At 72.0% G+C, this 23,916-nt stretch carries 20 protein-coding genes, 1 tRNA gene and 1 riboswitch; of the genes, 7 read left to right on the forward strand and 14 right to left on the reverse strand.

Going from position 1 to position 23,916, the window contains the following annotated elements; translation table 11 throughout:
* Window positions 1–119 precede the first annotated feature (119 nt).
* On the reverse strand, window positions 120–962 hold the full coding sequence (locus ACFY7H_RS18355; protein WP_388939169.1) for a MurR/RpiR family transcriptional regulator: 843 nt from the start codon (window positions 960–962) through the stop codon (window positions 120–122).
* Window positions 963–1,109: 147 nt separating this feature from the next.
* Between ACFY7H_RS18355 and ACFY7H_RS18360 the strand changes: the two genes are divergently transcribed.
* On the forward strand, window positions 1,110–1,472 hold the full coding sequence (locus tag ACFY7H_RS18360; protein WP_388939171.1) for a hypothetical protein: 363 nt from the start codon (window positions 1,110–1,112) through the stop codon (window positions 1,470–1,472).
* Between the two features lie 508 nt (window positions 1,473–1,980).
* Here the strand turns inward: ACFY7H_RS18360 and ACFY7H_RS18365 are convergent.
* Window positions 1,981–3,363 carry a cystathionine beta-synthase gene (locus ACFY7H_RS18365; RefSeq protein WP_388939555.1) on the reverse strand — a complete coding sequence of 461 codons (1,383 nt, stop codon included), beginning with the start codon at window positions 3,361–3,363 and terminating at the stop codon, window positions 1,981–1,983.
* A 125-nt stretch (window positions 3,364–3,488) separates the two neighbouring features.
* Between ACFY7H_RS18365 and ACFY7H_RS18370 the strand changes: the two genes are divergently transcribed.
* The 3 genes from ACFY7H_RS18370 (at window position 3,489) to ACFY7H_RS18380 (ending at window position 7,096) form a co-directional block, all read left to right on the forward strand.
* Entirely contained in the window at window positions 3,489–4,499 is a 1,011-nt protein-coding gene (locus tag ACFY7H_RS18370) for an SGNH/GDSL hydrolase family protein (protein ID WP_388939173.1), read from the forward strand.
* A 268-nt stretch (window positions 4,500–4,767) separates the two neighbouring features.
* On the forward strand, window positions 4,768–5,988 hold the full coding sequence (locus tag ACFY7H_RS18375; RefSeq protein ID WP_388939175.1) for an acetyl-CoA C-acetyltransferase: 1,221 nt from the start codon (window positions 4,768–4,770) through the stop codon (window positions 5,986–5,988).
* Between the two features lie 304 nt (window positions 5,989–6,292).
* Window positions 6,293–7,096, forward strand: a complete 804-nt coding sequence (locus ACFY7H_RS18380; protein WP_388939557.1) for a hypothetical protein — start codon at window positions 6,293–6,295, stop codon at window positions 7,094–7,096.
* Here the strand turns inward: ACFY7H_RS18380 and ACFY7H_RS18385 are convergent.
* Window positions 7,080–7,436: a hypothetical protein gene (locus ACFY7H_RS18385; RefSeq protein WP_388939176.1), complete on the reverse strand. Its 357-nt coding sequence runs from the start codon at window positions 7,434–7,436 to the stop codon at window positions 7,080–7,082. The genes ACFY7H_RS18380 and ACFY7H_RS18385 overlap by 17 nt on opposite strands.
* A gap of 101 nt (window positions 7,437–7,537) precedes the next feature.
* Between ACFY7H_RS18385 and ACFY7H_RS18390 the strand changes: the two genes are divergently transcribed.
* Window positions 7,538–7,768 carry a DUF4287 domain-containing protein gene (locus ACFY7H_RS18390; RefSeq protein ID WP_388939178.1) on the forward strand — a complete coding sequence of 77 codons (231 nt, stop codon included), beginning with the start codon at window positions 7,538–7,540 and terminating at the stop codon, window positions 7,766–7,768.
* A 111-nt stretch (window positions 7,769–7,879) separates the two neighbouring features.
* Here ACFY7H_RS18390 and ACFY7H_RS18395 read toward each other — a convergent pair whose 3' ends face one another.
* Both ACFY7H_RS18395 and ACFY7H_RS18400 read right to left on the reverse strand, forming a co-directional pair.
* Window positions 7,880–8,734, reverse strand: coding sequence for a Bax inhibitor-1/YccA family protein (locus ACFY7H_RS18395; RefSeq protein WP_388939180.1), 855 nt, complete (start codon window positions 8,732–8,734; stop codon window positions 7,880–7,882).
* Between the two features lie 136 nt (window positions 8,735–8,870).
* Window positions 8,871–8,953: transfer RNA gene (locus ACFY7H_RS18400), tRNA-Leu, on the reverse strand.
* A gap of 421 nt (window positions 8,954–9,374) precedes the next feature.
* Here ACFY7H_RS18400 and ACFY7H_RS18405 point away from each other — a divergent pair.
* Window positions 9,375–10,145 (forward strand): ABC transporter ATP-binding protein, encoded by a 771-nt coding sequence (locus ACFY7H_RS18405; RefSeq protein ID WP_388939559.1) that lies wholly within the window; start codon window positions 9,375–9,377, stop codon window positions 10,143–10,145.
* Between the two features lie 77 nt (window positions 10,146–10,222).
* The gene (locus tag ACFY7H_RS18410; protein ID WP_388939182.1) at window positions 10,223–12,772 is read left to right on the forward strand and encodes an ABC transporter permease; all 2,550 of its coding nucleotides are present in this window, start codon (window positions 10,223–10,225) and stop codon (window positions 12,770–12,772) included.
* An 89-nt stretch (window positions 12,773–12,861) separates the two neighbouring features.
* On the opposite strand, the gene ACFY7H_RS18415 is transcribed toward ACFY7H_RS18410, so the two are convergent.
* The 9 genes from ACFY7H_RS18415 to ACFY7H_RS18455 all read right to left on the reverse strand — a co-directional run bounded on the left by ACFY7H_RS18415 (window position 12,862) and on the right by ACFY7H_RS18455 (window position 23,861).
* The gene (locus ACFY7H_RS18415; RefSeq protein ID WP_388939183.1) at window positions 12,862–14,226 is read right to left on the reverse strand and encodes a class I SAM-dependent methyltransferase; all 1,365 of its coding nucleotides are present in this window, start codon (window positions 14,224–14,226) and stop codon (window positions 12,862–12,864) included.
* Window positions 14,227–14,474: 248 nt separating this feature from the next.
* On the reverse strand, window positions 14,475–15,860 hold the full coding sequence (locus ACFY7H_RS18420; protein WP_388939185.1) for an NAD(P)/FAD-dependent oxidoreductase: 1,386 nt from the start codon (window positions 15,858–15,860) through the stop codon (window positions 14,475–14,477).
* A gap of 569 nt (window positions 15,861–16,429) precedes the next feature.
* A complete protein-coding gene (locus ACFY7H_RS18425) occupies window positions 16,430–17,425 on the reverse strand; it encodes an exopolyphosphatase (RefSeq protein WP_388939187.1) in 996 nt (331 codons plus the stop codon).
* Window positions 17,422–17,964, reverse strand: coding sequence for a DUF501 domain-containing protein (locus ACFY7H_RS18430; RefSeq protein WP_388939188.1), 543 nt, complete (start codon window positions 17,962–17,964; stop codon window positions 17,422–17,424). Before ACFY7H_RS18430 ends, ACFY7H_RS18425 begins: the two co-directional genes overlap by 4 nt.
* Window positions 17,965–18,007: 43 nt before the next feature.
* Window positions 18,008–18,496 carry a septum formation initiator family protein gene (locus ACFY7H_RS18435; protein WP_388939190.1) on the reverse strand — a complete coding sequence of 163 codons (489 nt, stop codon included), beginning with the start codon at window positions 18,494–18,496 and terminating at the stop codon, window positions 18,008–18,010.
* 125 nt (window positions 18,497–18,621) lie between these two features.
* A complete protein-coding gene (gene eno, locus ACFY7H_RS18440) occupies window positions 18,622–19,908 on the reverse strand; it encodes a phosphopyruvate hydratase (RefSeq protein ID WP_388939192.1) in 1,287 nt (428 codons plus the stop codon).
* 315 nt (window positions 19,909–20,223) lie between these two features.
* On the reverse strand, window positions 20,224–20,958 hold the full coding sequence (locus ACFY7H_RS18445) for a transglycosylase family protein (protein WP_388939193.1): 735 nt from the start codon (window positions 20,956–20,958) through the stop codon (window positions 20,224–20,226).
* Window positions 20,959–20,960: 2 nt separating this feature from the next.
* A riboswitch (cyclic di-AMP (ydaO/yuaA leader) is annotated at window positions 20,961–21,132 on the reverse strand.
* A gap of 274 nt (window positions 21,133–21,406) precedes the next feature.
* Complete coding sequence (locus ACFY7H_RS18450) at window positions 21,407–22,453, reverse strand: transglycosylase family protein (RefSeq protein ID WP_388939195.1); 1,047 nt, start codon at window positions 22,451–22,453, stop codon at window positions 21,407–21,409.
* A gap of 115 nt (window positions 22,454–22,568) precedes the next feature.
* On the reverse strand, window positions 22,569–23,861 hold the full coding sequence (locus ACFY7H_RS18455; protein WP_388939197.1) for a cytochrome P450: 1,293 nt from the start codon (window positions 23,859–23,861) through the stop codon (window positions 22,569–22,571).
* Between the last annotated feature and the right edge of the window lie 55 nt (window positions 23,862–23,916).

Below are 23,916 nucleotides of genomic sequence, written 5' to 3' on the forward strand. Positions count from 1 at the left end.
GCGCCCGGCTGGGGCAGGCGGCCGGAGGCCGGGGCCGCTGCCCCGCCGGGCCGGAGGGGCCGGGGCCGGGCCGCGGGGGTCGCAGTCGGCGGGGCGGCCGGGAGTCGCGCGGCTGGGGGCTACTCCACGAAGAGGCCGCGGGCCGCCGCCCGCGCGTCGAAGGCCTCCAGGCGGGCCTGGGCGTCCGGCAGGGCGTCCGCCATCGCCTCCAGCAGCACCCGGCCCAGCAGCATCGGGGCGCACGCCGTGTCGAAGGCCAGCCCGGTGCCGACCGGCGCCGGGATCAGCAGGTCCGAGTGCCGGGCGACGGGTGCGAAGGCCGAGTCTGCGACCGTCACCGCCGTCAGCCCGGCCGCCCGCGCGTGCTCCAGGGCCTCCACCACCTCGCGGGGGTGGCGGGGCAGCGCGAAGCACAGCAGCGCCGAGGCCCCGGCGGCGGCCGCCGCGTCGATCCGGTCGGCGAGCATGGAGCCGCCCTCGTCGAGGAGGCGTACGTCCGGATGCACCTTGGCGGCGAAGTACGCGAACCCGCGTGCCTGCGAGGACGCCGCCCGCAGCCCCAGCACCGGCAGCGGCGCCGAGGCCGCGAGCAGCCGGCCCGCCTCCTCGACCGGCGACGGGTCCGCCAGCATCGCCGAGAGCCGCTGGAGGTTCTCGATCTCGCCCTGGACGGCCTGCTGGTACTCGTTGTGCGCGTCCTCGCGCGCGGGCTCCGGACGCCCGGCCGGAGCCACCTCGCGCAGGTGCCGGCGCAGCGCCGGGTACCCGTCGAAACCGAGGGCCACGGCGAACCGGGTCACCGAGGGCTGGCTCACCCCGGCCAGCTCGGCGAGTTCCACGCTCGACAGGAAGGGCACCTCCGCCGCACCGCGCACCATGCAGTGCGCGATCCGCCGCTGGGTGGGCGTCAGCCGGTGTCCCTCGAACAGCCGTTGCAGCCGTGCGGCCGGGCTGTCGTTCATCGCCGCCCCCTCCGTCCCGTCCCCGGGGAGATATTCAGTCACCCTGCACTCTGCATGTATCTATGCAGCGGAGCAAGCCGTGACCGCGATCCGGATACGGGGGCTATCCCCAGTGCGGGGCCCGGCGGCGGTTCCTAGCGTGGCCCCATGACAGAGCTCAAGAAGGAACTCGCCGCCACGCTGGAGGCCCGGCGGGAGCTCGGGCCCGAGTACGAGGCCGCGCTCGTGGAATCCTTCGTGGACAAGGTCGACACCCAGGTCCGGCGCCGGCTCGCGGAGGAGCGGCTGCGCCGGGAGCGCGGCGGACCGGGCTCCGGCGGGACCCCGGTGAGCGCCTTCGGGGAGCGCTTCGGCTTCGCGATCGTCACGCTCGTGCTGGCCGTCCCGCTGTCGGCCATCGCCATCACCCAGGGCACCGGCGGGCTGGTGGTCGCCTGGGCGGGCATCCTGGGCGTGAACCTGGCCCACGCCGGGCGCGCACGCCGGCCCGCCCGCGACCCGCTGGCCTGACGGCCCGACGGCGCTCCGGCCCGACGGCCCGACGGCCGCTCCCGGCCGGCGGGCGCCCGTCGCGCAATCGGTACGGGGGCGACACGTGACGGCAGCACCGGCTTAACACGGCTGCGCGACAGTGGTGTCGTCGGCGGGGAAGCCCGGGAAGCCGGAACGGCCCCCCGACACCTCGCACGGCGCCTGCGCATCCCCGGAGCGGCTCCCGGAGCACGCCGGCGCCACGGACGCGGACGGCCCTGACCCGGCCCGTGTCCCGGGCGGGGACCGCCGTCGTCCCGCCCCCGGCCAGCCGGGGGTGCGGCGGTCCCCGCCTCACTTCGCGCCCAGGAACCACCCGCGCGACGAACGCGTCACGCCGCCCACGCCCCCTTGCGCCCGCGCGACGAGCACGCCCACGACCGCCCCGGCGCACCGCGTGCCGCACACCGCGCCGACGCGCGAGGCGCCAACGCGGCGAGGCGGCGGCCCCGTGGCCCGCCGCCTCCCACCGCGCCGCGGCGCTCCGCTAGGCCGTCTTGGCCAGGAACGCCAGCAGGTCCTGCCGGCTCACCACACCGGTGGGCTTGCCCTCGACCAGCACGATCGCCGCGTCGGCCTCGCCGAGCACCGCCATCAGCTCGGACACCGGCTCACCGGAGCCGACCTGCGGCAGCGGCGCGCTCATGTGCTTCTCCAGCGGGTCGCCGAGCGAGGCCCGCTGCGCGAACAGCGCCGCGAGCAGCTCCTTCTCCACGACCGAGCCGATGACCTCGGCGGCCATCACGTCGGGGTGGCCGGCGCCCGGCTTGACGATCGGCATCTGCGAGACGCCGTACTCGCGCAGCACCTCGATGGCCTGGCCGACGGTCTCCTCCGGGTGCATGTGGACGAGCGACGGAATGCCGCCGTCCTTGTCGGCGAGGACGTCGCCGATGCGCGCGGCGGGGCCCGCCTCCTCCAGGAAGCCGTGCCCGGCCATCCACTCGTCCGAGAAGATCTTGCTGAGGTAGCCGCGGCCGCTGTCCGGCAGCAGGACGACGACCACGTCGTCCGGGCCCAGGCCCTCGGCGGCGCGCAGCGCGGCGACGACCGCCATGCCGCAGGAGCCGCCGACCAGGAGGCCCTCCTCCTTCGCCAGACGGCGGGTCATCTGGAAGGAGTCCTTGTCGGACACCGCGATGATCTCGTCGGTGACGTTCGGGTCGTAGGCGGTCGGCCAGAAGTCCTCGCCGACACCCTCGACGAGGTACGGGCGGCCGCTGCCGCCGGAGTAGACGGAGCCCTCCGGGTCCGCGCCGATGACCTTGACCTTCCCGCCGCTGACCTCCTTGAGGTAGTTGCCGGTGCCCGAGATGGTGCCGCCGGTGCCGACGCCCGCCACGAAGTGCGTGATCTTCCCGTCCGTCTGCTCCCACAGCTCCGGACCGGTGGTCTCGTAGTGCGAACGGGGGTTGTTCGGGTTGCTGTACTGGTCCGGCTTCCAGGCGCCCGGGGTCTCGCGCACGAGGCGGTCGGAGACGTTGTAGTACGAGTCCGGGTGCTCCGGGTCGACCGCGGTGGGGCAGACCACGACCTCGGCGCCGTACGCGCGCAGCACGTTGATCTTGTCGAGGGAGACCTTGTCAGGGCAGACGAAGATGCACTTGTAGCCCTTCTGCTGGGCGACGATGGCGAGTCCGACACCCGTATTGCCGCTGGTGGGCTCCACGATGGTGCCACCGGGCTTGAGGGCACCGCTCTGCTCGGCGGCCTCGATCATCCGTACGGCGATCCGGTCCTTCACGGAACCGCCGGGGTTGAAGTACTCGACCTTGGCAAGCACGGTGGCCTGCAGGCCTTCGGTCACGCGGTTGAGCTTCACCAGCGGGGTGTTGCCGACGAGGCTGATCATCGAGTCGTGGAATTGCACCATGTTCTCCAAGAAGGGGACTCCACGGGTTCTCCGGGAGGTCCGGCCAGAGTAAGCGGAAAGGGATTGGCCGACCGGCAGTACGGGGCAGGAAGGTCAACACGACGGAGGAGGTGGCTCGGAGGATGTCCAGGGCGAGGACGGCCCGCCGGATCGCGGCGGGGGCGGCGTACGGCGGAGGCGGACTCGGGCTGGTCGGGGTCGCCGCGGTCGGGCTGGTCCTGGCGGAGGTGCAGTTCGCGAAGCGGACGGTGGGCAACGGGCTCGGCGATCCGCCGCGCGCCGACGGCCTGTACGGGAGCGAGTTCAGCGGGCCGGAGCTGAGCCCGGGGCCGCTGCGGATGGGCATGCTGGGCGACTCCACCGCGGCCGGGCTGGGCGTGCACCGGGCCCGCCAGACCCCGGCGGCGCTGCTGGCGTCCGGGCTGGCGGCGGTGGCCGAACGGCCGGTGGAGCTGCGCAACGTGGCCCTGTCCGGGGCCATGTCGGACGACCTGGACCGGCAGGTGAGCCTGCTGCTGGACGGGAACGGCCCCGCGCCGGACGTCTGCGTGATCATCATCGGCGCGAACGACGTGACCAGGCGGATGCCGCTCACCCAGTCGGTGCGGCTGCTGACGGCGGCGGTACGCAGACTGCGGATCGCGGGCTCCGAGGTGGTGGTCGGGACCTGCCCCGACCTCGGCACGATCGAGCCGGTGTACCAGCCGCTGCGGTGGATGGCCCGCCGGGTCTCGCGGCAGCTGGCGGCGGCCCAGACGATCGGCGTGGTGGCGCTGGGGGCGCGGACGATCTCGATGGGGGACCTGCTGGGCCCTGAGTTCGCGGCGAACCCGCGCGAGATGTTCGGCCCGGACTCCTACCACCCCTCGGCGGAGGGGTACGCCACCGCGGCGATGGCGGTGCTGCCGACGCTGTGCGCGGCGCTGGGGCTGTGGCCGGGCTCCGACCGGCTGGACGTCTCGCGGGACGAGGACATGCTGCCGGTGGCGAAGGCGGCTTCCGCCGCGGCGGGCGAGGCGGGCACGGAGGTCACGCCGGCCCGCGGCCCGTGGGCCCTGCTCAAGCACCGCCGCCGCCGGCGCCTCCCGGAGACCCAGAACCCGGAGCCGAGCCCGGCCGGGGACCACGCGTAGCCGCTGCTCCGCGGGCGCTGCCTCCGCCGGGCCTCCGGAGCGCCCCCGCCCGGCCTCGACGCCGGCCGCGGCCGGTACCGGGGTGCGGCCGCCCTCGACGGGGCCCGCGCGCCCCGGCGGGCGGCCCCGGCCGTTCACGCGGTCCCGACGCGGGCGGCGGCACAATGGCGAGAGCGACCGGCATCACATCCCGACCCCGGTGACCTCGACGGTACGGGGCGGTAACTTCGCATGCGGTCCCGCAACGACGCACCCCCTTGGAGTCCCGATGCCCGAAGCCGTCATCGTTTCCACCGCCCGCTCCCCGATCGGGCGCGCCGGCAAGGGCTCGCTCAAGGACGTCCGCCCGGACGACCTGACCGCCACGATCATCCAGGCGGCCCTCGCCAAGGTCCCCGAGCTGGACCCGCGCCAGATCGACGACCTGATGCTCGGCTGCGGCCTCCCCGGCGGCGAGCAGGGCCACAACCTCGCCCGTATCGTCGCCGTGCAGATGGGCATGGACTACCTGCCCGGCACCACGATCACCCGTTACTGCTCCTCCTCCCTCCAGACCTCCCGGATGGCGCTGCACGCCATCAAGGCGGGCGAGGGCGACGTCTTCATCTCCGCCGGCGTCGAGACCGTGTCCCGGTTCGCCAAGGGCTCCTCCGACGGCCTCCCGGACACCCACAACCCGCTCTTCGCCGACGCCGAGGCCCGCACTGCCGCCGTCGCGCAGAGCGAGGGCAGTGACTGGCACGACCCGCGCGAGGACGGCCTGATCCCCGACGCGTACATCTCCATGGGTCAGACCGCCGAGAACCTGGCCCGCCTCAAGGGCGTGACCCGCCGGGACATGGACGAGTTCGGCGTGCGCTCGCAGAACCTCGCCGAGGAAGCCGTCAAGAACGGCTTCTGGGCGCGCGAGATCACCCCCGTCACCACCCCGGACGGCACCGTGGTCAGCAAGGACGACGGCCCGCGCGCCGGCGTCACCCTGGAGGGCGTGGAGGGCCTCAAGCCCGTCTTCCGCCCCGACGGCCTGGTCACGGCCGGCAACTGCTGCCCGCTCAACGACGGCGCGGCCGCGCTCGTCATCATGAGCGACACCAAGGCGCGGGAGCTGGGCCTGACCCCGCTGGCGCGGATCGTCTCCACCGGCGTCACCGCCCTGTCTCCCGAGATCATGGGCCTGGGCCCGGTCGAGGCGTCCAAGCAGGCCCTGAAGCGGGCCGGGCTGACCGTCGGCGACATCGACCTGTTCGAGATCAACGAGGCCTTCGCGGCCCAGGTCATCCCGTCCTACCGCGATCTGGAGATCCCGCTGGAGAAGCTGAACGTCAACGGCGGGGCCATCGCCGTCGGTCACCCGTTCGGGATGACCGGTGCCCGTATCACCGGCACGCTGATCAACAGCCTCCAGTTCCACGACAAGCAGTTCGGCCTGGAGACGATGTGCGTCGGCGGCGGCCAGGGCATGGCCATGGTGATCGAGCGCCTGTCGTAGTCCCGCGGGGTCCCCGCTCGACCGGAACCCCCAGGCCCCGCAAGGAATCCTCCAGCTCCGTGCGCTCTACTGACGGCGGATCCAATCCCGTCGCGGCCGACCTGTGACCGAATCTCCCCCAGGATGTGACCTTTGTCCTGGGGGAGTGGCATTTGCCCAGGTCAGACGCCATCCCCCGGGGCCGGCGAGGACGAAAGACCTGTCCAATTCATGACGTAATGCACTGCACGCCATTCACAGCACGGGACAAGCTGATGTAGGAAGTCGGGGGATCGAATGAACCAGGAGTTAGTCAGTGAGCGCCATGTCTCTTGCCCTGTTGCTGACCACGGCCGCTGCCACGGCCGTGGGCGCTGCTGCGCTGCACGCCGTCCACGGACTGCGCAAGCAGGTCACCGCCCTGCGCGGTGAGCTTGCGGTGTCGGCCCACCCGCGCGCCGCGACCGTTCCGCACGCCCGCGGCGCGGTGCAGTCCCCCGCCGCCGAGATACGAGCCGCCGTGGCCGAGGCCCTGGCCGAGGAGCGCGAGCGCGAGCTGGCCGAGGCGCGGGCCTTCTGGGCCGCGCAGGAGGCCCGCGACGCCGCGGACGCGCCGTCCCTGCTGGGCGGCCTCTCCGGCCTCGGTGAGGACGGCCCGGTCTTCCTGCCCCGGCAGGCGGACCTGGTCGGCCTGGAGCCGGTCCTGGGCGACGACCTCGCCGACGAGTACCCCGAGGATTCGGCCGAGCTGGCCGCGGCCCGCCGCCGCCACCCCTCGCACCCGGACTTCGTTCCGGTCCAGCCGCATCCCGGCGCCGACCACGAGCGCACCGTCAGCCGCCTGGAGGAGCTCGCGGAGGCCCGTACGGCCCTCGCGGACGTCCGCCCGGGCCCGCTGGGCACCCTCGACGTGTACGTCTTCACCGACGGCACCACGCTGTGCATGACCCCGGGCCACCGGGAGACCGCGGAGCGGCTCGCCGAGGCCCTGCGCTCGGGCACCGCCCCGGTGCTGCTCGGCGGCTCGGGCATCTCCGGCGCCTACGCGCTGACCTTCTCCTGCGGTGACGCCGAGGACCCCGACAGCAACGTCTACATCCTGGCGGACCGGGTCATCGCATCGCTCTGATCTCCGCCCGCTCCACCAGCGCCACGGCCTCGTCCAGCATCTCGGACGGGGCCTTCGCGCCGTCCGCCCCGCCGCCGGCCTCCGCCGCGCGCAGCGCCTCGGCGAGGTCGAGCCCGGCCACGGCCACCTGGTCCCCCACGACGAAGAGGCCCGCGTCCGGCACCACACGCGCCGGAGCCGCCCCCTCCGGCTCTTCCAGCCGCTGGGCCCGCAGCGCGAGCTCCCGGGCCAGCTCCAGGGCCTCGGCGGCGGCGCCCCTCAGGAGGCGGCTCTGCGGCGCGGCCCGCAGCCGGTCGGCGAAGCGTTCCACGGCGGCGTCCAGGGGTGAGGTATCGAGCACCCGGCCGACCTTACGCGCCGTCCCGGCACCATTGCCAACGGGCGAACTCTGCGGCACGGTGACGTGAAGGGAACAGCACGGCGACACCCCCGGAGGCGCCCATGTCCGTAGAGTTCTCCGAGCGGACCCACCGCAACATGATCGACAGAATCCCCCAGACCACCGGTCGTGAGATCTCCGACTGGCTCCGCACCGTCGACGAGGGCCCCTCGCTCGTCCGGTTCGAGGAGAAGGTCAGCTGGCTGCTCGGCGCGCACGACCTGTCGTACGGCCAGGCCAAGGCGATCATCCACGAGCACGGCCTGCGCAGAGCGGCCCGAAGGTTCGGCTGAGCCGCCCGGCGGCCCCCGTCCCCCTCACGAGCCCGGAACGCGGGAAGGCCCCGCGAGCGGTCCGCTCGCGGGGCCTTCCCCTGGTCCTGCCGGCTTGTGCCGCCGGTACGGCTAGTCGTCGCCCGAGAGGATCTGGAACAGGCGCAGCAGCTCCAGGTAGATCCACACCAGGGTCAGCGTCAGGCCGAAGGCCGCCAGCCAGGCCTCCTCGCGCGGAGCGCCGTACGTGACGCCGTCCTCGACCTGCTTGAAGTCCAGGGCCAGGAAGCAGGCGCCCAGGATGACGCCGACGATGCCGAAGACGATGCCGAGCGGGCCGCTGCGGAAGCCGAGGCCGTCACCGCCGCCGAACAGCATGAACAGCGAGTTCGCCACCATCAGCAGGACGAAGCCGAGGGCCGCGGCCATCACGAAGCCGGTGAACCGGCGGGTGACGCGGATCCAGCGCATCTTGTACGCCACGAGCACCGCGGCGAAGACGCACATCGTGCCGAGCACGGCCTGGACGACCACGCCGGGGCTGATGTAGGTGCTGGTCGCCATCGAGATGACGCCGAGGAAGACGCCCTCGAACGCCGCGTAGCCCAGGATCAGCGCCGGCGTCGGCTTGCGCTTGAAGCTCTGGACCATGGCGAGGACGAACGCGATGAGCGCCGAGCCCACGGCGATGCCGTAGGACTTGCCCACGTTGGCCGGGTCGACGGGCAGGGCGATCCACGCGAGGGTCGCGGTGACGATCAGGGTGCCGAGCGTCATGGCCGTACGGGTCACGACGTCGTCGATGGTCATCGCGTTGGCGCGGACCGGGGCCGTCGGCATGCCGGTGGCCGGGTCGGTGGCGTAAGGATTCGTCGCGTACGGGTTGGGCGCGGTCCCGGCCTGCGCGTGCTGCGCCTCGAAGCCCGCGTAGCCGCCGTTGTCGCGGCTGAACCCCCGTCGCGAGAAGACCGGGTTACTGCTCCTCATCTCACTCCTCCATGGCCTCCGTGTGTGGCCTTGCTTCAAGAGTAATGCGCTCGCAAAGAAAGCACCCTACTGCTGGAGGAGGATCTTAGGAGAAGGCACGGCGAAGCGCCGGAGATAAACGGTGGAGCCGCGGAAGTGCCCGGAGCCGGACTTGAACCGGCACGGCCCGAGGGCCAGCGAGGTTTAAGCTCGCCGTGTCTGCCTTTCCACCATCCGGGCAAGGCGCGGCGGGGCCCCGTGGAAAATGCCTTGTACGCAGTGATGAGCCTATCCGGAAGACCATGCCCGGCCGAGGGCCCTCTATCCGATGTTGTCTGATTTTATTGGCGATTGAGTGGGCGTCAGGCCCGATAAGTCGCGGTCGGCACCCTTCCGGACGACGCTGTGCACCGCCCCGGGATTGACCTGATTCCGCTGCCCTCCGCCACCCCGTCCGCCACCCCGGGCCACCCCCTGCCCCGCCCCCGGCGAGCAGCCCTCCTTGTCATACCAGAGGAGGAGGCACCGCCCCTCGCGGTCAGACTCCAGTGGGCCGTCGAACGGGCACCTCGGCTGATCCCCGACGGGGGGTCCCCCGGTGAGGATGGAAGGGACCCGGCACATCGCAGAACCGTTCGACAGGAGTCCCCCCGTGACCGCCATGAACTACGCCCGGCACACCGCACAGGCACAGACCGTGGCCGCCCGCGCCACGCAGCTCTCCAAGGTGTACGGCCAGGGCGAGACCCAGGTGGTCGCGCTGGACAACGTCTCCGTCGACTTCGGCCAGGGCCAGTTCACCGCGATCATGGGCCCCTCCGGCTCCGGCAAGTCCACGCTGATGCACTGCGTGGCCGGCCTGGACACCTTCTCCGCCGGCTCGGTCCGCATCGGCGACACCGAGCTGGGGTCCCTCAAGGACAAGCAGCTCACCCAGCTGCGCCGGGACAAGATCGGCTTTATCTTCCAGGCGTTCAACCTGCTCCCGACCCTGACCGCCCTGGAGAACATCACCCTCCCCATGGACATCGCAGGCCGCAAGCCGGACAAGCAGTGGCTGGACACCGTGGTGGACATGGTCGGGCTCTCCGGCCGCCTCTCCCACCGCCCCACCCAGCTCTCCGGAGGCCAGCAGCAGCGCGTCGCCGTGGCCCGCGCCCTGGCCGCCCGCCCCGAGATCATCTTCGGCGACGAGCCGACCGGGAACCTGGACTCGCGCTCCGGCGCCGAGGTGCTCGGCTTCCTGCGCAACTCGGTGCGCGAGCTCGGCCAGACCGTCGTGATGGTCACCCACGACGCCGTCGCCGCCTCCTACGCGGACCGCGTCATCTTCCTCGCGGACGGCCGCATCGTCGACGAGATGTACGCACCCACCGCCGACGGCGTGCTCGACCGGATGAAGGCCTTCGACGCCAAGGGCCGCACCAGCTGACCCGGAGCCGGACCGCCCCGCCCCGCGGGGCTCACGCGCCCTCCTCACAGACCTCCAGCCCCAGGACCGAGATCCCCATGTTCCGTACCGCCCTGCGCAACGTCCTCGCGCACAAGGCGAGGCTGCTGATGACGGTCCTCGCCGTCACCCTCGGCGTCGCCTTCGTCTCCGGCACCCTCGTCTTCACCGACACCCTCAGCAAGTCCCTGTCCGGCCAGTCCGCCAAGAGCTACAGCGGCGTCGCCGTCTCCGTCACCTCCTACGGCCAGGCCCGCGCCGAGGACGGCCGGAAGGAGGGCGACCCCGGCATCAGCCAGCAGACCCTGGAGAAGGTCAAGGCCGTCAAGGGCGTCGGCTCGGTCGCCGGCCGCGTCTCGGGCTTCGCCGGCGTCGGCGACGAGAACGGCAAGCTGATCGGCTCCGGCTGGGCCAACAAGGGCTCCAACCACGCGCCCGTCGAGGACGGCCGGGACCCCCGCTACACCTTCGTCCAGGGCACCGGCCCGGTCCGGGACGACCAGGTCGCCCTCGACAGGGAAACCGCCGCCAAGGGCGGGTACGAGACCGGCGACAAGGTCCGCGTCGCCACCAACGGCCCGGTCCGCGAGTTCACCCTCTCCGGCGTCTTCACCACCGAGGACGGCGCCGTCAACGCCGGCGGCAGCCTCGTCCTCTTCGACACCAAGGTCGCCCAGGAGCTCTACCTCCAGCCCGGCTTCTACGACGAGCTCTCCGTCGCCGCCGCCCCCGGCGCCTCCGCCGACCGGCTGCTCGCCGACATCAAGCCGCTCGTCGACGGCAAGACCACCAAGGCCCAGACCGGCGCCGCGCTCGCCGCCGAGCAGGCCAAGGACATCGAGAAGGGGATGAGCAGCATGAGCACCATGCTGCTCGCCTTCGCCGGCATCTCCCTCTTCGTCGGCGTCTTCCTGATCTACAACACGTTCACGATGCTGGTCGCCCAGCGCACCAAGGAACTGGCCCTGCTGCGCGCCGTCGGCGCCAACCGCGGCCAGGTCATGCGCTCGGTGCTCTCCGAAGCCCTGGTCGTCGGCGTCCTCTCGGCCGCCATCGGGCTGGCCGGCGGCATCGGCCTGGCGGTCGGCATGCGCTCCCTGATGGACTCCCTCGGCGCCAAGATCCCCGCCGGGGACCTGGTCGTCGCCCCGGGCACGGTCATCGCCGCGCTGGTCATCGGCGTCCTCGTCACCACCCTCGCCGCCCTGCTGCCCGCCTGGCGCACCGGCCGGATCGCCCCGGTCGCCGCCATGGGCAGCGCCCACCTGCCGGCCTCCGCCAAGTCCCTCGTGCTGCGCAACGTCATCGGCTCCGTCACCAGCCTCCTCGGCATCGGCGTCGTCCTCCTCGGCGTCTCGATGGGCGGCGACGGCCGCGAGGTCATCGGCGGCGGCGCGGCCCTCCTGCTCATCGGCATGATCGTGCTGCTCCCGCTGCTCTCCCGGCCGGCCATCGCGGCCGTCCGCCCGGCGCTCCAGAAGGTCTTCGGCGTCCCCGGCAAGCTGGCCGCGCAGAACGCCGTGCGCAACCCGCGCCGCACCGCCGTCACCGCCGCCTCGCTGGCGATCGGCCTCACCCTCGTCACCACCATGTCCGTGCTCGGCGTCACCATGGGCAAGGCCGTGGACCGGATGAGCACCGACAAGCTCAAGGCCGACTACAAGGTCACCATGTCCGGCGGCAACGGCAGCCTGGACAAGTCGGTGGCCGAGACCCTGGCCAAGGCCCCCGGCATCACGGCGGTCTCCCCGCAGGCCGAGGGCCACTTCAAGATGGGCGACGACTTCCGCGCGGCCTCCGGCGTCAACCCGGCCGCCATCGGCGAACTGCTGAACATCCAGGTCGTCAGCGGCTCGCTGGACAGCCTCCGCAAGGGCGAGGTCGCCGTCGCCGAGAGCACCGCGAAGAAGCAGCGGCTCACCGTCGGCTCCGTCCTCCCCGCCCAGTTCGAGGACGGCCAGAAGGCCACCCTCAAGGTCGGCGCCGTCTACAAGGACATGGAGGGCCTGCTCTCCCCGTACGTCCTGGACAACAAGATCCTCGGCGAGCACACGGACGAGCAGTACATCCGCGAGGTCTACGTCAACACCACCGGCGGCCAGTCCAAGGCCAGCCAGCAGGCCGTCATCGACGCCCTCGGCAAGAACCCGGCGATGACCGTCGCCACCCGGCAGGACATGCGCAACGAGATGGGCGGCATGATCAACACGATGCTGAACATCATGTACGGCCTGCTCGGCATGGCCCTGATCATCTCGGTGCTGGGCGTGGTCAACACCCTGGCGATGTCGGTCTTCGAACGGACGCAGGAGATCGGCATGCTGCGCGCCATCGGCCTCGACCGGGCCCGCGTCAAGAACATGATCCGCCTGGAGTCCGTGGTCATCTCGCTCTTCGGCGCCGTCCTCGGCATCGGCATCGGCGTCTTCCTCGCCTGGGCCGTCGGCTCGACCCTCAAGAAGGCGGTGCCGGGCTACGAACTGGTCCTCCCCTACGACCGGATCGGCGTCTTCCTCCTGCTGGCCGCCGTCGTCGGCGTCCTGGCCGCCATGTGGCCCGCCCGCAGCGCCGCCCGGCTGAACATGCTGACCGCCATCAAGACCGAGTAGCGCGCGCGGCCGCCACGGCGGTACGCGGCGCACGCCAAGGGCCCCGGGGCACACGCCCCGGGGCCCTTGGCGTGCGCCACCGGACCCGGCTACCCGCCCCAGACGCGCGCCCGCAGCGGCATCCCCGAGGCCCCTCCGTCCACGGGCCGTACCGCCAGCACCTGGTTGACCCCGAGGCGGCCCCGCTCGAAGCCGAGCGCGGAGGCCGCCATGTACAGCAGCCACACCCGGGCCCGCCCGGGCGAGGTGAGCCGTACGGCCTCGTCCCAGTGCCGCTCCAGGCGCGCCACCCAGGCACGCAGGGTCAGCGCGTAGTGCTCGCGCAGCGCCTCCACGTCGCGGACCTCGAAGCCGGCCTTCTCCAGCTCGCCGACGGTGGTGCCGATCGGGGAGAGCTCCCCGTCCGGGAAGACGTACGCGTCGATGAACTCGTCCACCCGGTACGCCTCCTCGTCGGGCTCCGGGGGACGGGCGATCTGGTGGTTCAGCAGCCGGCCGCCGGGGGCCAGCAGGGCGTGCAGGATCCCCGCGTACTCGCGGTAGCGCTCGGAGCCCACGTGCTCGGCCATGCCGATGGAGGAAATCGCGTCGTACGGGCCGTCCTTGACGTCCCGGTAGTCCTGCACCCGGATCTCGATCCGGTCGGTCAGACCCTCCTCCGCGATCCGCTTGCGGGCGTACGCGGCCTGCTCGCGCGAGAGCGTGATGCCGGTGACCCGCACCCCGTACTCGCGGGCCGCGTGCAGGGCCATGGAGCCCCAGCCGCAGCCGACGTCCAGGAGCCGCTCCCCCGGCTTCAGGCCGAGCTTGCGGCAGACCAGGTCGAGCTTGTCCCGCTGGGCGTCCTCGAGGGTGCCGTCCGGGGTCCAGTAGGCGCAGGAGTAGACCATCGAGGGGCCGAGGACGCGCTCGTAGAAGTCGTTGCCCACGTCGTAGTGGTGGCTGATCGCCTCGCTGTCGCGCTTCTTGGAGTGGCGCGGCCCGCCGCGGCGGACGGCCTCCTCCGGCGGCGGCGCGGGCGCCGTCCAGGGGCGCGCCAGGGCCAGGAGGTCGCGTACGGCGCTCCGCGCGGCCGGGTCGCGAAGGAGCGCGGCGGCGCCGGAGCCGTGCCCGGGCAGGTGCGGTCGCAGGGCGGCGAGCCTCGCCGGTCCGATACGGGCGGGGACGGTGGCGGGCGCGGCGGGCGCGCGCTCCCAGAGCAGGCCGGCCACCCGGTCGAGCAGCTCGAACAGGTCGCCCTCGACGGTCAGCTCCCCGGTGACCCAGGCGCGGGCGAGTCCGAGCTCGCCCGGCTTCCACAGGATCCGGCGCAGGGCGCGGCGGTGGTTGATCACCAGCACGGGGCCGGCGGCGGGGCCGGCCTCACTGCCGTCCCAGGCCCGTATCCGCACGGGCACGGGGGCGCCCAGCAGGGTTTCGGCAATCGCTGCCAGCCGCGGCGCGGCGTCGCTCATCTCAGGCACCTCCAGAAGGTCGTGGAACGACTTCCCACTTCCCTTCCGGGGCAATCACGGCCGGCCGCCCGCTGGAGCGGCCTTCGAGCGGGCCTCCAGCCGTCCGTGCCGGACCCGGGCCAAGGGCCCGTCCGGCCCGGCAGCGGCCGCTCCGGCCGGTCCGCGGGCACGCCGAAGGGGCCGCCCGCACCACGGATGGCGGACGGCCCCTTCGGGTCGTGCTCAGTGACCTGCCGGAGCGGCCGGGGTCAGGAGGCCTTGGCCTTCTCGGCCGGGGCAGCGGCGGCGGCCGGGGCCGGCGCCGGCTTGGCGGCCTCGTAGAACTCCTCGCGCGGGGTCTCCAGCGCTCCGAGGGAGACGACCTCGCGCTTGAGGAACATGCCGAGGGTCCAGTCGGCGAAGACGCGGATCTTGCGGTTCCAGGTCGGCATGGCCATGCCGTGGTAGCCACGGTGCATGTACCAGGCGAGCCGGCCCTTGAGCTTGATCTTCATCTTGCCCATGACGATCATCGCGACGCCCTTGTGGAGGCCGAGGCCCGCCACCGCACCCTTGTTGGAGTGCGCGTACTCCTTCTGCGGGAAGCCCCGCATGCCGGAGACCACGTTGTCGCCGAGGACCTTGGCCTGGCGCAGCGCGTGCTGGGCGTTCGGCGGGCACCAGGCGTTCTCGACGCCGGCCTTGCGGGCGGCGACGTCCGGGACCTGGGCGTTGTCGCCGGCGGCCCAGATGTAGTCCGTGCCCTGGACCTGGAGGGTCGGGGCGGTGTCCACGTGGCCGCGCGGGCCCAGCGGCAGGCCGTAGCGGGCCAGCGCCGGGTTCGGCTTGACGCCGGCGGTCCACACGATGGTGCTGGAGTCGACCTCGAGGCCGTTCTTCAGCACCACGTGGCCGTCCACGCAGGAGTCCATGGAGGTGTTGAGGTAGATCTCGATGCCGCGGGACTCGAGGTGCTCCTTGCCCCAGGTGCCGAGCTTCGGCCCGACCTCGGGAAGGATCTTGTCGGCCGCGTCGACCAGGATGAAGCGCATGTCCTCGCGCTTGATCGTGGAGTAGTACTTCACGGCGTCGCGGGCCATGTCCTCGACCTCGCCGATCGTCTCGGCGCCGGCGAACCCGCCGCCGACGAAGACGAAGGTGAGGGCCTTGCGGCGGACGTTCTCGTCCGTCGTGGACTCGGCCTTGTCGAGCTGCTCGAGGACGTGGTTGCGCAGGCCGATGCCCTCCTCGACGCCCTTCATGCCGATGCCCTGTTCGGCCAGGCCGGGGATCGGGAAGGTGCGGGAGACGGCGCCGAGCGCGATCACCAGGTAGTCGAAGGGCAGCTCGTACGCCTCGCCGACCAGCGGCGTGACGACGGCGACCTTGCGGTCCTGGTCGATGGTGGTGACCCGGCCGGTGAGAACCTCAGCCTTGGGCAGCACGCGTCGCAGCGGGACGACAACGTGCCGAGGCGAGATGTTGCCTGCGGCCACTTCGGGGAGGAAGGGCTGGTAGGTCATGTACGACCGCGGGTCGACGACCGTGACGGTCGCCTCGCCGTAGCGCATCTTCTTCATGATGCGCTTGGCCGCGTACAGGCCTACGTACCCACCTCCTACTACGAGGATCCTGGGACGCTCCGTGGTGCTCATGGAACGAGTATCCAGCACCCCAAGGAGTGACGCTCGTGAGCCCCTTCACAAGGTGTCCCGAGGCCTCTGTTACACTGCGCGGCCCGCGTGACCCAGGTCATGGCGCGCAACGGGAACCAACAGGTAACGGGAGTCGTTGTTCACCCGTCCTGAACTGGCCTCCAAGGCCTCAACCGGACTGGACCACTGGGTTTCGTCCTTACCTCTGATACGAAACCCGTTGCGGCCGCGCATCGCACAAACAGGTGCTGAAACGACCCCGCGACCCCCAAGAAGGTCCCGAAGGGCCCTGTTGTTGACCCGGCAGAGCCTTTTTCCTTGTGAAGAACTTCACGAACCTCGTTCCCACAGGGGCACTTTCGGCCGCCCCAGGGGCCCCTCACCGCCCTCGCACTGCCGCCGCACCGGGCCCCCTCCCCCTGCCCACCAGCCACCCATCGGGCGGAACACGATGTTCAGCCGGGAGCAGCGGCCCGCCCGGTGCGCGTCGAGACCGCTGTCCGGCGCCGGACGGCGGTTCCCCGGCCAACCGGGGGAACCGCCGTCCGGCGATCCGGCGATCCGGCGGGTCAGACCCTCCGCTCGTCGTTCCCGGCCCCTTCGGCGGCCTTGAGGGCGATGCCGTCGAGGATGTCGTGCTCGGAGACCACGACCTCGGCGGCTCCGATCCGCTCCATGATCGCGAGCAGGACCAGGGCACCCGCACCGATCACGTCGACCCGGCCCGGGTGCATCACGGGGATGGCGGCGCGCTCCGCGTGGGTGGCGGTCAGCATGCGCCCGCTGATCTCGCGGACCTGCTCGTAGGAGATCCGGGCGTGGTGGATGGCCGACGAGTCGTACTCGGCCAGGCCCAGGGCGATCGCGGCGACCGTGGTCACCGAACCCGCCAGGCCCACCAGGGTGCGGGCCTCGGCCAGCGGGACCTTCTCGGCGGCCAGGTCCAGGGCCGCCTCGATGTCGGCCCGCATCGCGGTGATCTGCTCCCGCGTCGGCGGGTCGGTGACCCGGCCGTCCACCACCAGGTGGCGCTCGGTCATCCGTACGCAGCCCACGTCCACCGACCGGGCGGCGCGCACGTGCTCCTCGCCGACGACGAACTCGGTCGAGCCGCCGCCGATGTCCACCACCAGGAACGGCCGCTCCAGGTGCTCGTGGGCGACGAGTTCCCCGGTGGCGCCGGTAAAGGAGAGCTCCGCCTCCTGGTCGCCGGAGATCACCTCGGGCTCGACCCCGAGGATGTCCATGACCCCCTGGACGAACTCGTCCCGGTTCTCCGCGTCGCGCGACGCGGAGGTGGCGACGAAGCGGACCCGCTCGGCGCCGAACTCCTTGATCACGGCGGCGTACTCGCGGCAGGCCGCGAAGGTGCGCTCCAGCGCCTCCGGGGCCAGCCGGCCGGTCTCGTCCACGCCCTGGCCGAGCCGGACGATGGTCATCCGGCGGTCGAGCTCGACCAGCTCCTTGACGGCCCCCTCGCCCGAGGCGCCGGCGGACACCGTGCAGTCGGCGACGAGGAGGCGGATGGAGTTCGTGCCGCAGTCGATGGCCGCGACCCGGGTCACTCGGCCCCCTCCGCCTTCTTCTCCCCGCACGGGGTGACGCACGCGCCCTTGGCCCACCACTCCGGCAGCATGGCCAGCGCCTCGTCGCCGAACGGGTTCACCCCGGGACCGGCGGCCAGCGAGTGGCCCACCAGCACGTGCAGGCACTTGACCCGGTCCGGCATGCCGCCGGCGCTCGGGAAGCCCTGGAGCACCTCGATGGCGTCACGGCGCTGGATGTAGTCCTCGTGCGCCTTCTGGTAGGCGGCGGCGAGCTCCGGGTCCTCGGCGAGCCGGGCCTGCATCTCCTTCATCACGCCGTTGGCCTCCAGCGTGCCGATCGCGGAGGCCGCGCGCGGGCACGTCAGGTAGTACAGCGTGGGGAAGGGGGTGCCGTCGGGCAGCCGGGGTGCGGTCTCGACGACGTCCGGCTGGCCGCAGGGGCAGCGGTGCGCGATGGCGCGGAGCCCGCGCGGCGGGCGGCCGAGCTGCTGCTCGAACGCCTCGATGTCCGCGTCGGTCGGCTCGGTCCGGTCGGTCTGGGGCGGGGGCGTCTGCATGCCTGGAGGAAGTCTCTTCGTTCGGTCGTACGTGATGGGTGGGTCATTCGCCGGGGCGGTCGGCCTTGTCGACGCCGTCCCAGACGTTGGAGTACCAGGGCCGGTCGGAACCGTCCTGACCGCCGCGGCGGTGCTCCGGGGCCGCGGCCCCGGGGTCGCTCATGATGTAGCCGATCTCCCCCGGGCGCAGGAAGTGCAGGTGCTTGCGCGCCTGCTGCTCCGCGTAGGCGGGGTCCTGCCAGCGGGCCTTCTCGTCGCGGAGCTGTTCGAGGCGCTTGCGCGCGGTGTCGGCGGCCCGCTGCTGGTCCTTGATCTCCGAGCGCTGGGAGACGTACTGGCGCATCGGATACGCGAGGGCGACGACCAGCGTACAGAGGACGAGCACCAGCAGCGCCGCCCGGCCGGTGAGCCGGCTGCGGCGGATGTGCCGGCGGGACTGCGAGCGGTAGACGTGGGCCGCGGTCCGTTCGCCGAGCTGCCTGAGCCGGGTCGCCGTCGAGAAGGTGGAGAACCGGTCCCGGTTCCCGGTCATGGCCCCGCCTCCCCTGTGCGCGCACTACGCAATACGTCCCCGCACACGGTACGGGACCGAGTGCGGGGACGTACGGAGGCTTGAGCCCCAGGGGTGTCCCCGAGGGGTTCCGCCCTGAAGGCGTGTCAGCCCTTGAAGCGCGGGAAGGCGCTGCGGCCGGCGTACACGGCGGCGTCGTCGAGGATCTCCTCGATGCGCAGCAGCTGGTTGTACTTGGCGACGCGGTCCGAGCGGGCCGGGGCGCCGGTCTTGATCTGACCGCAGTTCACGGCGACGGCGAGGTCGGCGATGGTTACGTCCTCGGTCTCGCCGGAACGGTGCGACATCATGCACTTGAAGCCGTTGCGCTGGGCCATCTCGACGGCGTCGAGGGTCTCGGTCAGGGAACCGATCTGGTTCACCTTCACGAGCAGGGCGTTGGCGGAGCCCTCCTCGATGCCGCGGGCGAGGCGCTCGGGGTTGGTGACGAAGAGGTCGTCGCCGACGATCTGGACCTTGGAGCCCAGGCGGTCGGTGATGGTCTTCCAGCCGGCCCAGTCGTCCTCGAACAGCGGGTCCTCGATGGAGACCAGCGGGTACGCGTCGACGAGCTCGGCGTAGTAGTCCGTCATCTCGGCGGCCGAGCGGGACTGGCCCTCGAACTCGTACTTGCCGTCCTTGTAGAACTCGGACGCGGCGACGTCGAGCGCGAGCGCGATGTCCTTGCCCGGCGTGTAGCCGGCCTGCTTGACGGCCTCGATGATGAGGTCGAGCGCGGCGCGGTTGGACTCCAGGTTCGGGGCGAAGCCGCCCTCGTCGCCCAGGCCGGTGGACAGGCCCTTGGTGTGCAAAACCTTCTTGAGGGTGTGGTAGACCTCGGCACCCCAGCGCAGCGCCTCGGAGAAGGACTCCGCGCCGATCGGGGCGATCATGAACTCCTGGATGTCGACGTTGGAGTCGGCGTGCGACCCACCGTTGAGGATGTTCATCATCGGAACGGGCAGCAGGTGCGCGTTCGGGCCGCCGAGGTAGCGGAACAGCGGCAGGTCCGAGGCCTCGGACGCGGCGTGCGCGACGGCCAGGGAGACGCCGAGGATGGCGTTGGCGCCGAGCGAGCCCTTGTTGTCGGTGGCGTCGAGGTCGAACATGGCCTGGTCGATCAGGCGCTGCTCGGTGGCGTCGTAGCCGACGAGCTCCGGGCCGATCTGCTCGATGACGGCGAGGACGGCCTTCTCCACGCCCTTGCCCATGTAACGGTTGGGGTCACCGTCACGGAGCTCGATGGCCTCGAAGGCACCGGTGGAGGCGCCGGACGGAACGGCAGCACGGCCGGTGCTGCCGTCGTCGAGGCCCACCTCGACCTCGACCGTGGGGTTGCCTCGGGAGTCCAGGATTTCCCGGGCTACGACGACGTCGATGGACGGCACGAGCATCTCCTTCTGGGATGTGACGCTGGGTGTGCGGTGGCGTGGGGCCGTGGGACGGCCCCGCCGACTAGAGCCTAACCGGCTCGGGGCGGTGGGCTGCCCGACCGCCCGGGTCCTGGGACGAAAAAGGTGCCGAATGCCCGCCTTCCGGGACATAGGGCCCGTGCTCCCGCGCGTTCCGCGGCGGGAGCGGCATCGGAAGCCGGAGGTCCGGTTCCGGTATGCGGGTACCGGCGCACGACATGCCGCCGCCCGGCGCGTGGGTGGATACGCGCCGGGCGGTGGGGATGCTGCGGGGTGCCGCGAGTGTTACGCGGACGTTCAGGCGAGCTTCAGCTTCTGGCCCGGGAAGATCAGGTCGGCGTCGGACACGGTGTCCTTGTTGAGCTCGAAGAGCTTCTCCCAGCCGCCCTTGACCTTGTGGGCGTCGGCGATGGTGCCGAGAGTGTCGCCCTCCTTGACCACGTAGGAGCCGTTGCCCGTCTTCGGGGCCTCGGTCTTCGGGGTCGACGGCTTGGCCGGGGTCCAGTTGCCCGAGCCGGAGCCGGAGCCCTTGGTCTCGGTGTCGGCCTTCGGCTTGGACGGCTTCGCCGGGGCGGGCTTGGCCGGGGCCGGCTTGGCCGGGGCGGGCTTGGTGGCGGGCTTCGGCTTGGCCGGGGTGGCCGTGCCGCCGCCGCTGTACGCGGAGTTGGACAGGCCGACGCCGCAGTGCGGCCAGGCGCCCTTGCCCTGGCCCTTGAGGACCTTCTCGGCGATGGCTATCTGCTGGGCCTTGCTGGCCTGGTTGGCCTGCGAGGCGTAGGCCTTGCCGCCGTACGCCGCCCAGGTGGAGGCCGAGAACTGCAGACCGCCGTAGTAGCCGTTGCCGGTGTTGATGGACCAGTTGCCGCCGGACTCGCAGGCGGCGACCTTGTCCCACTCGGACGCGGTGGCGGCGCTGGCGGTGCCCGCGGCCATCAGCGGGGCCGCGACGGCGACACCGGCGACACCGGCGAGCGTGACGATGCGGACGGCCTTGGAGCCGCGGCGGTGCTTGCCCTTGCCGGAAAGCAGCATGGATTTCTCCTCACCGACGCCTTCGAGGTGAGCTGTCGGGTTCGGGCGGATGAGTTGCCCGGTCACGCGGCGCGGCGCGTGTCTTCACCCCTAGCCGGTACGCGGCCGCATCACAACGGCCTCTCCCGGCGCCTACCTTGGTTCCCCCGCTCCTGCCTTCGGCGCTTGCGCGACGACTGTTCCCTCCGTCCGCCGGCAGGATTCGGCGATGCGGTCGAAGGAGCCCGCGGTGGCGAGCGATTCAGAAGGTAGACAGGTCTCTCCCCGATGTTCAACGTGTGATTTTGGGGAGAAACCGGCCTACTTGCGTTCCTCAAAGGCGCGTTTGCGCAGGTCGGAGCGGGGTTTGCGGAAGTTCCGGAACGAGACACGCCAGTTGACCGGAAGAGATGCATGTCTCATTTACCGATAACGGACATTCAAGTCTTATTGGATGCCCGAACTGCCCCTATTCCTTGGTTAGATCCAGGTTCTGGCCCGGCTTGATGAGGTCCGCGTCCCCGCCGATGACCTGCTCGTTGGCCTTGTAGAGCTCGTTCCAGCCCCCCTTGAGCCCCTTGGCGTCCGCGATGGCCGCGAGGCTGTCGCCCGGCTTCACGGTGTACGTGGGATCGCCGGGGGCGGCTGACGCCGCGCCAGGCGCCGCCGGGAGCTCGACGGCGGCCGGACCGCGGTGCTTGCCCCCGCCGTCGCCCGCCTCGGCGGACGGGGTGGCCGACGGCGTGCCGGACGGCGCGCCCGGGACGGCCGGGGCCGTCGGCGTGAGGCCCGGGACGGCCGGGGCCGTCGGGCCGGCCGGGGAGGTCGGGGTGCCCGGCGCGGTCGGGGAGACCGGGGCGACGGGGGTGCCCGGGGCGGTCGGGGAGACCGGGGGCGTGGTGGGCTGGACGGTGAAGTCCGGCTCGGGCATGACGGGCAGTCCGCTGGAGGGGCCGAGCGGGTAGTCCGGCAGCACGCTCGGGCCGGTGGACGGGCTGTTCGGCGCCGGGGTCGGGGCCCCGAAGTCCGTGGAGGGCTTGCCCTTGCCGGTGACCGGCACCGATTCGTCCGGCCGGGTCGGGGTGGGCGCGACGGGCCCCGGGTTCTTGTTGTCGCCCGGGTCCACCTCGGGCGTCGGCCCCTGCTGGGTCAGCCCGGCCGAGGCGGAGCACAGCGGCCACGCCTGGGGGCCCTGGGAGGCCAGCACCCGCTCGGCGACCGCGATCTGCTGGGAGCGGCTGGCGAGGTCCGGGCGCTCCGCGTAGGCGAGCCCGCCCGCGTTCTTCCACTGCTCCAGCGTGAACTGCAGCCCGCCGTAGGCGCCGCTGCCGGAGTTCGCGCTCCAGGTGCCGCCGCTCTCGCAGTCGGCGACCTTGTCCCACGTGGCGGTGTCGGCCGCGCTCGCGCCGGTGGCGGCGAGCAGCGGCATGGCCAGCGCGGAGCCGGTGACTCCTGCGGTGACGACGATCGCGGGTACCTGGCGGGGGCGTCTGTGGCGGCCGTTCCCGGGAAGCATGAGACTGCACCTTTCGTATAACGGCGGGGTAACGGCAGAACCTAGCCGCCTTCGAACGGATGTCACAAGTTCGGGAGTGGACTGACTTCCGGTCAGTTCCGCTTCGCGCGCGCCCTCAGGCGTTCGGGACTGTAAACCGGACCGGGAGGGTGCGCAGGCCACGCATGATGAGCCCGCCGCGCCAGCGCAGGTCCGTGGGGGGAACGGCAAGTTCCAGATCCGGCAGACGCTTCAGCAAAGTCCCGAGTGCCGTCTGGCCTTCGAGACGGGCGAGCGGAGCGCCGAGGCAGTAATGGATCCCGTGGCCGTATCCGAGGTGCTGATTGTCACTCCGGGCGAGGTCGAGGGTGTCCGGCCCGTCGAACCGCTCCGGATCGCGGTCGGCCGCCGCGAGGACCACGAGCACCGGGTCCCCGGCCGCGATCTCCTGGCCTCCGAGGGTCAGCGGCCGGGTGGCGAACCGCCAGGTGGCGAGCTCCACGGGGCCGTCGTAGCGCAGCAGTTCCTCGACGCCGGTCTCCAGCAGCGCGCTCTCCCCGGCCGCGAGGGAGGCCTGGAGGCGCTCGCGCTGGTCCGGGTTCATGAAGAGGGAGTGGATGCCGTTGCCGATGAGGTTCACGGTCGTCTCGAAGCCCGCGAAGAGCAGGATGAAGGCCATCGCCGTGGCCTCGGCCTCCGTCAGATGGTCTCCGTGGTCACTTGCCCGGATCAGATCGGAGATGAGGTCATTGCCCAGATCATCCCGCTTGCGGTGGATGAGTTCCCCGAGATAGGTGCGCATCCGCTTCACGGAGCGGGCCACGCCGCCGCGCGGTCCGCCCCCGTGCCGGATCATCATCCCGGCCCAGTCCCGGAAGTCGTCCTGGTCCTCCCGCGGTACGCCGAGCATCTCGCAGATGGCGTAGATGGGGAGGGGGAAGGCGAACTCGTGGATGAGGTCCGCCTCCCCCTTCCCCTCGGCCCGCGCCCTCGCCACGATCCGGTCGATGAGGTCGTCGGTCAGCTCCTGCACGCGCGGGGCGAACTCGGCCACGCGGCGCGGGGTGAACGCCTTCGACACCAGCCGCCGCAGCCGGGTGTGGTCCGGCGGGTCGATGTTCAAAAGGTGCGTCATCAGCTCCGCCTTGCGCTCCCCCGGGATCCCGGTCTTGCCCTTGGCGTGCGCCGGCTCCGCGTGGTGCGCCGGGTTCTTGCTCAGCCGCTGGTCGGCGAGGGCCTGGCGGGCGTCCGCGTACCGGGTCACCAGCCAGGCCTCCACCCCGCTGGGGAGCTTGGTGCGGTGCACCGGGGAGTGCTCGCGCAGCCAGGCGTAGGCGGGGTAGGGGTCGGTCGCGAACTCCCAGTCGAAGAGCGTCGGCCCCTGGGGGCGGGACGGGTCGGACGGGGCGGCGGGGGTCTGATCGTGCACCCGTCGACCGTATCCCGGCCCACCACCGGCCATCCCATATGACCGCTTCGTCGCG

The organism is Streptomyces sp. NPDC012794 (assembly GCF_042901085.1).
Lineage (GTDB): Bacteria > Actinomycetota > Actinomycetes > Streptomycetales > Streptomycetaceae > Streptomyces.

Coding starts and splice junctions, on each gene's coding strand:
- ACFY7H_RS18370 (WP_388939173.1), top strand. CDS start 3,489: ATGTCCAGGGCGAGGACGGCCCGCCGGATCGCGGCGGGGGCGGCGTAC.
- ACFY7H_RS18430 (WP_388939188.1), bottom strand. CDS start 17,964: ATGCAGACGCCCCCGCCCCAGACCGACCGGACCGAGCCGACCGACGCG.
- ACFY7H_RS18410 (WP_388939182.1), top strand. CDS start 10,223: ATGTTCCGTACCGCCCTGCGCAACGTCCTCGCGCACAAGGCGAGGCTG.
- ACFY7H_RS18405 (WP_388939559.1), top strand. CDS start 9,375: ATGAACTACGCCCGGCACACCGCACAGGCACAGACCGTGGCCGCCCGC.
- ACFY7H_RS18415 (WP_388939183.1), bottom strand. CDS start 14,226: ATGAGCGACGCCGCGCCGCGGCTGGCAGCGATTGCCGAAACCCTGCTG.
- ACFY7H_RS18355 (WP_388939169.1), bottom strand. CDS start 962: ATGAACGACAGCCCGGCCGCACGGCTGCAACGGCTGTTCGAGGGACAC.
- eno (WP_388939192.1), bottom strand. CDS start 19,908: ATGCTCGTGCCGTCCATCGACGTCGTCGTAGCCCGGGAAATCCTGGAC.
- ACFY7H_RS18390 (WP_388939178.1), top strand. CDS start 7,538: ATGTCCGTAGAGTTCTCCGAGCGGACCCACCGCAACATGATCGACAGA.
- ACFY7H_RS18375 (WP_388939175.1), top strand. CDS start 4,768: ATGCCCGAAGCCGTCATCGTTTCCACCGCCCGCTCCCCGATCGGGCGC.
- ACFY7H_RS18450 (WP_388939195.1), bottom strand. CDS start 22,453: ATGCTTCCCGGGAACGGCCGCCACAGACGCCCCCGCCAGGTACCCGCG.
- ACFY7H_RS18360 (WP_388939171.1), top strand. CDS start 1,110: ATGACAGAGCTCAAGAAGGAACTCGCCGCCACGCTGGAGGCCCGGCGG.
- ACFY7H_RS18445 (WP_388939193.1), bottom strand. CDS start 20,958: ATGCTGCTTTCCGGCAAGGGCAAGCACCGCCGCGGCTCCAAGGCCGTC.
- ACFY7H_RS18395 (WP_388939180.1), bottom strand. CDS start 8,734: ATGAGGAGCAGTAACCCGGTCTTCTCGCGACGGGGGTTCAGCCGCGAC.
- ACFY7H_RS18435 (WP_388939190.1), bottom strand. CDS start 18,496: ATGACCGGGAACCGGGACCGGTTCTCCACCTTCTCGACGGCGACCCGG.
- ACFY7H_RS18380 (WP_388939557.1), top strand. CDS start 6,293: ATGTCTCTTGCCCTGTTGCTGACCACGGCCGCTGCCACGGCCGTGGGC.
- ACFY7H_RS18420 (WP_388939185.1), bottom strand. CDS start 15,860: ATGAGCACCACGGAGCGTCCCAGGATCCTCGTAGTAGGAGGTGGGTAC.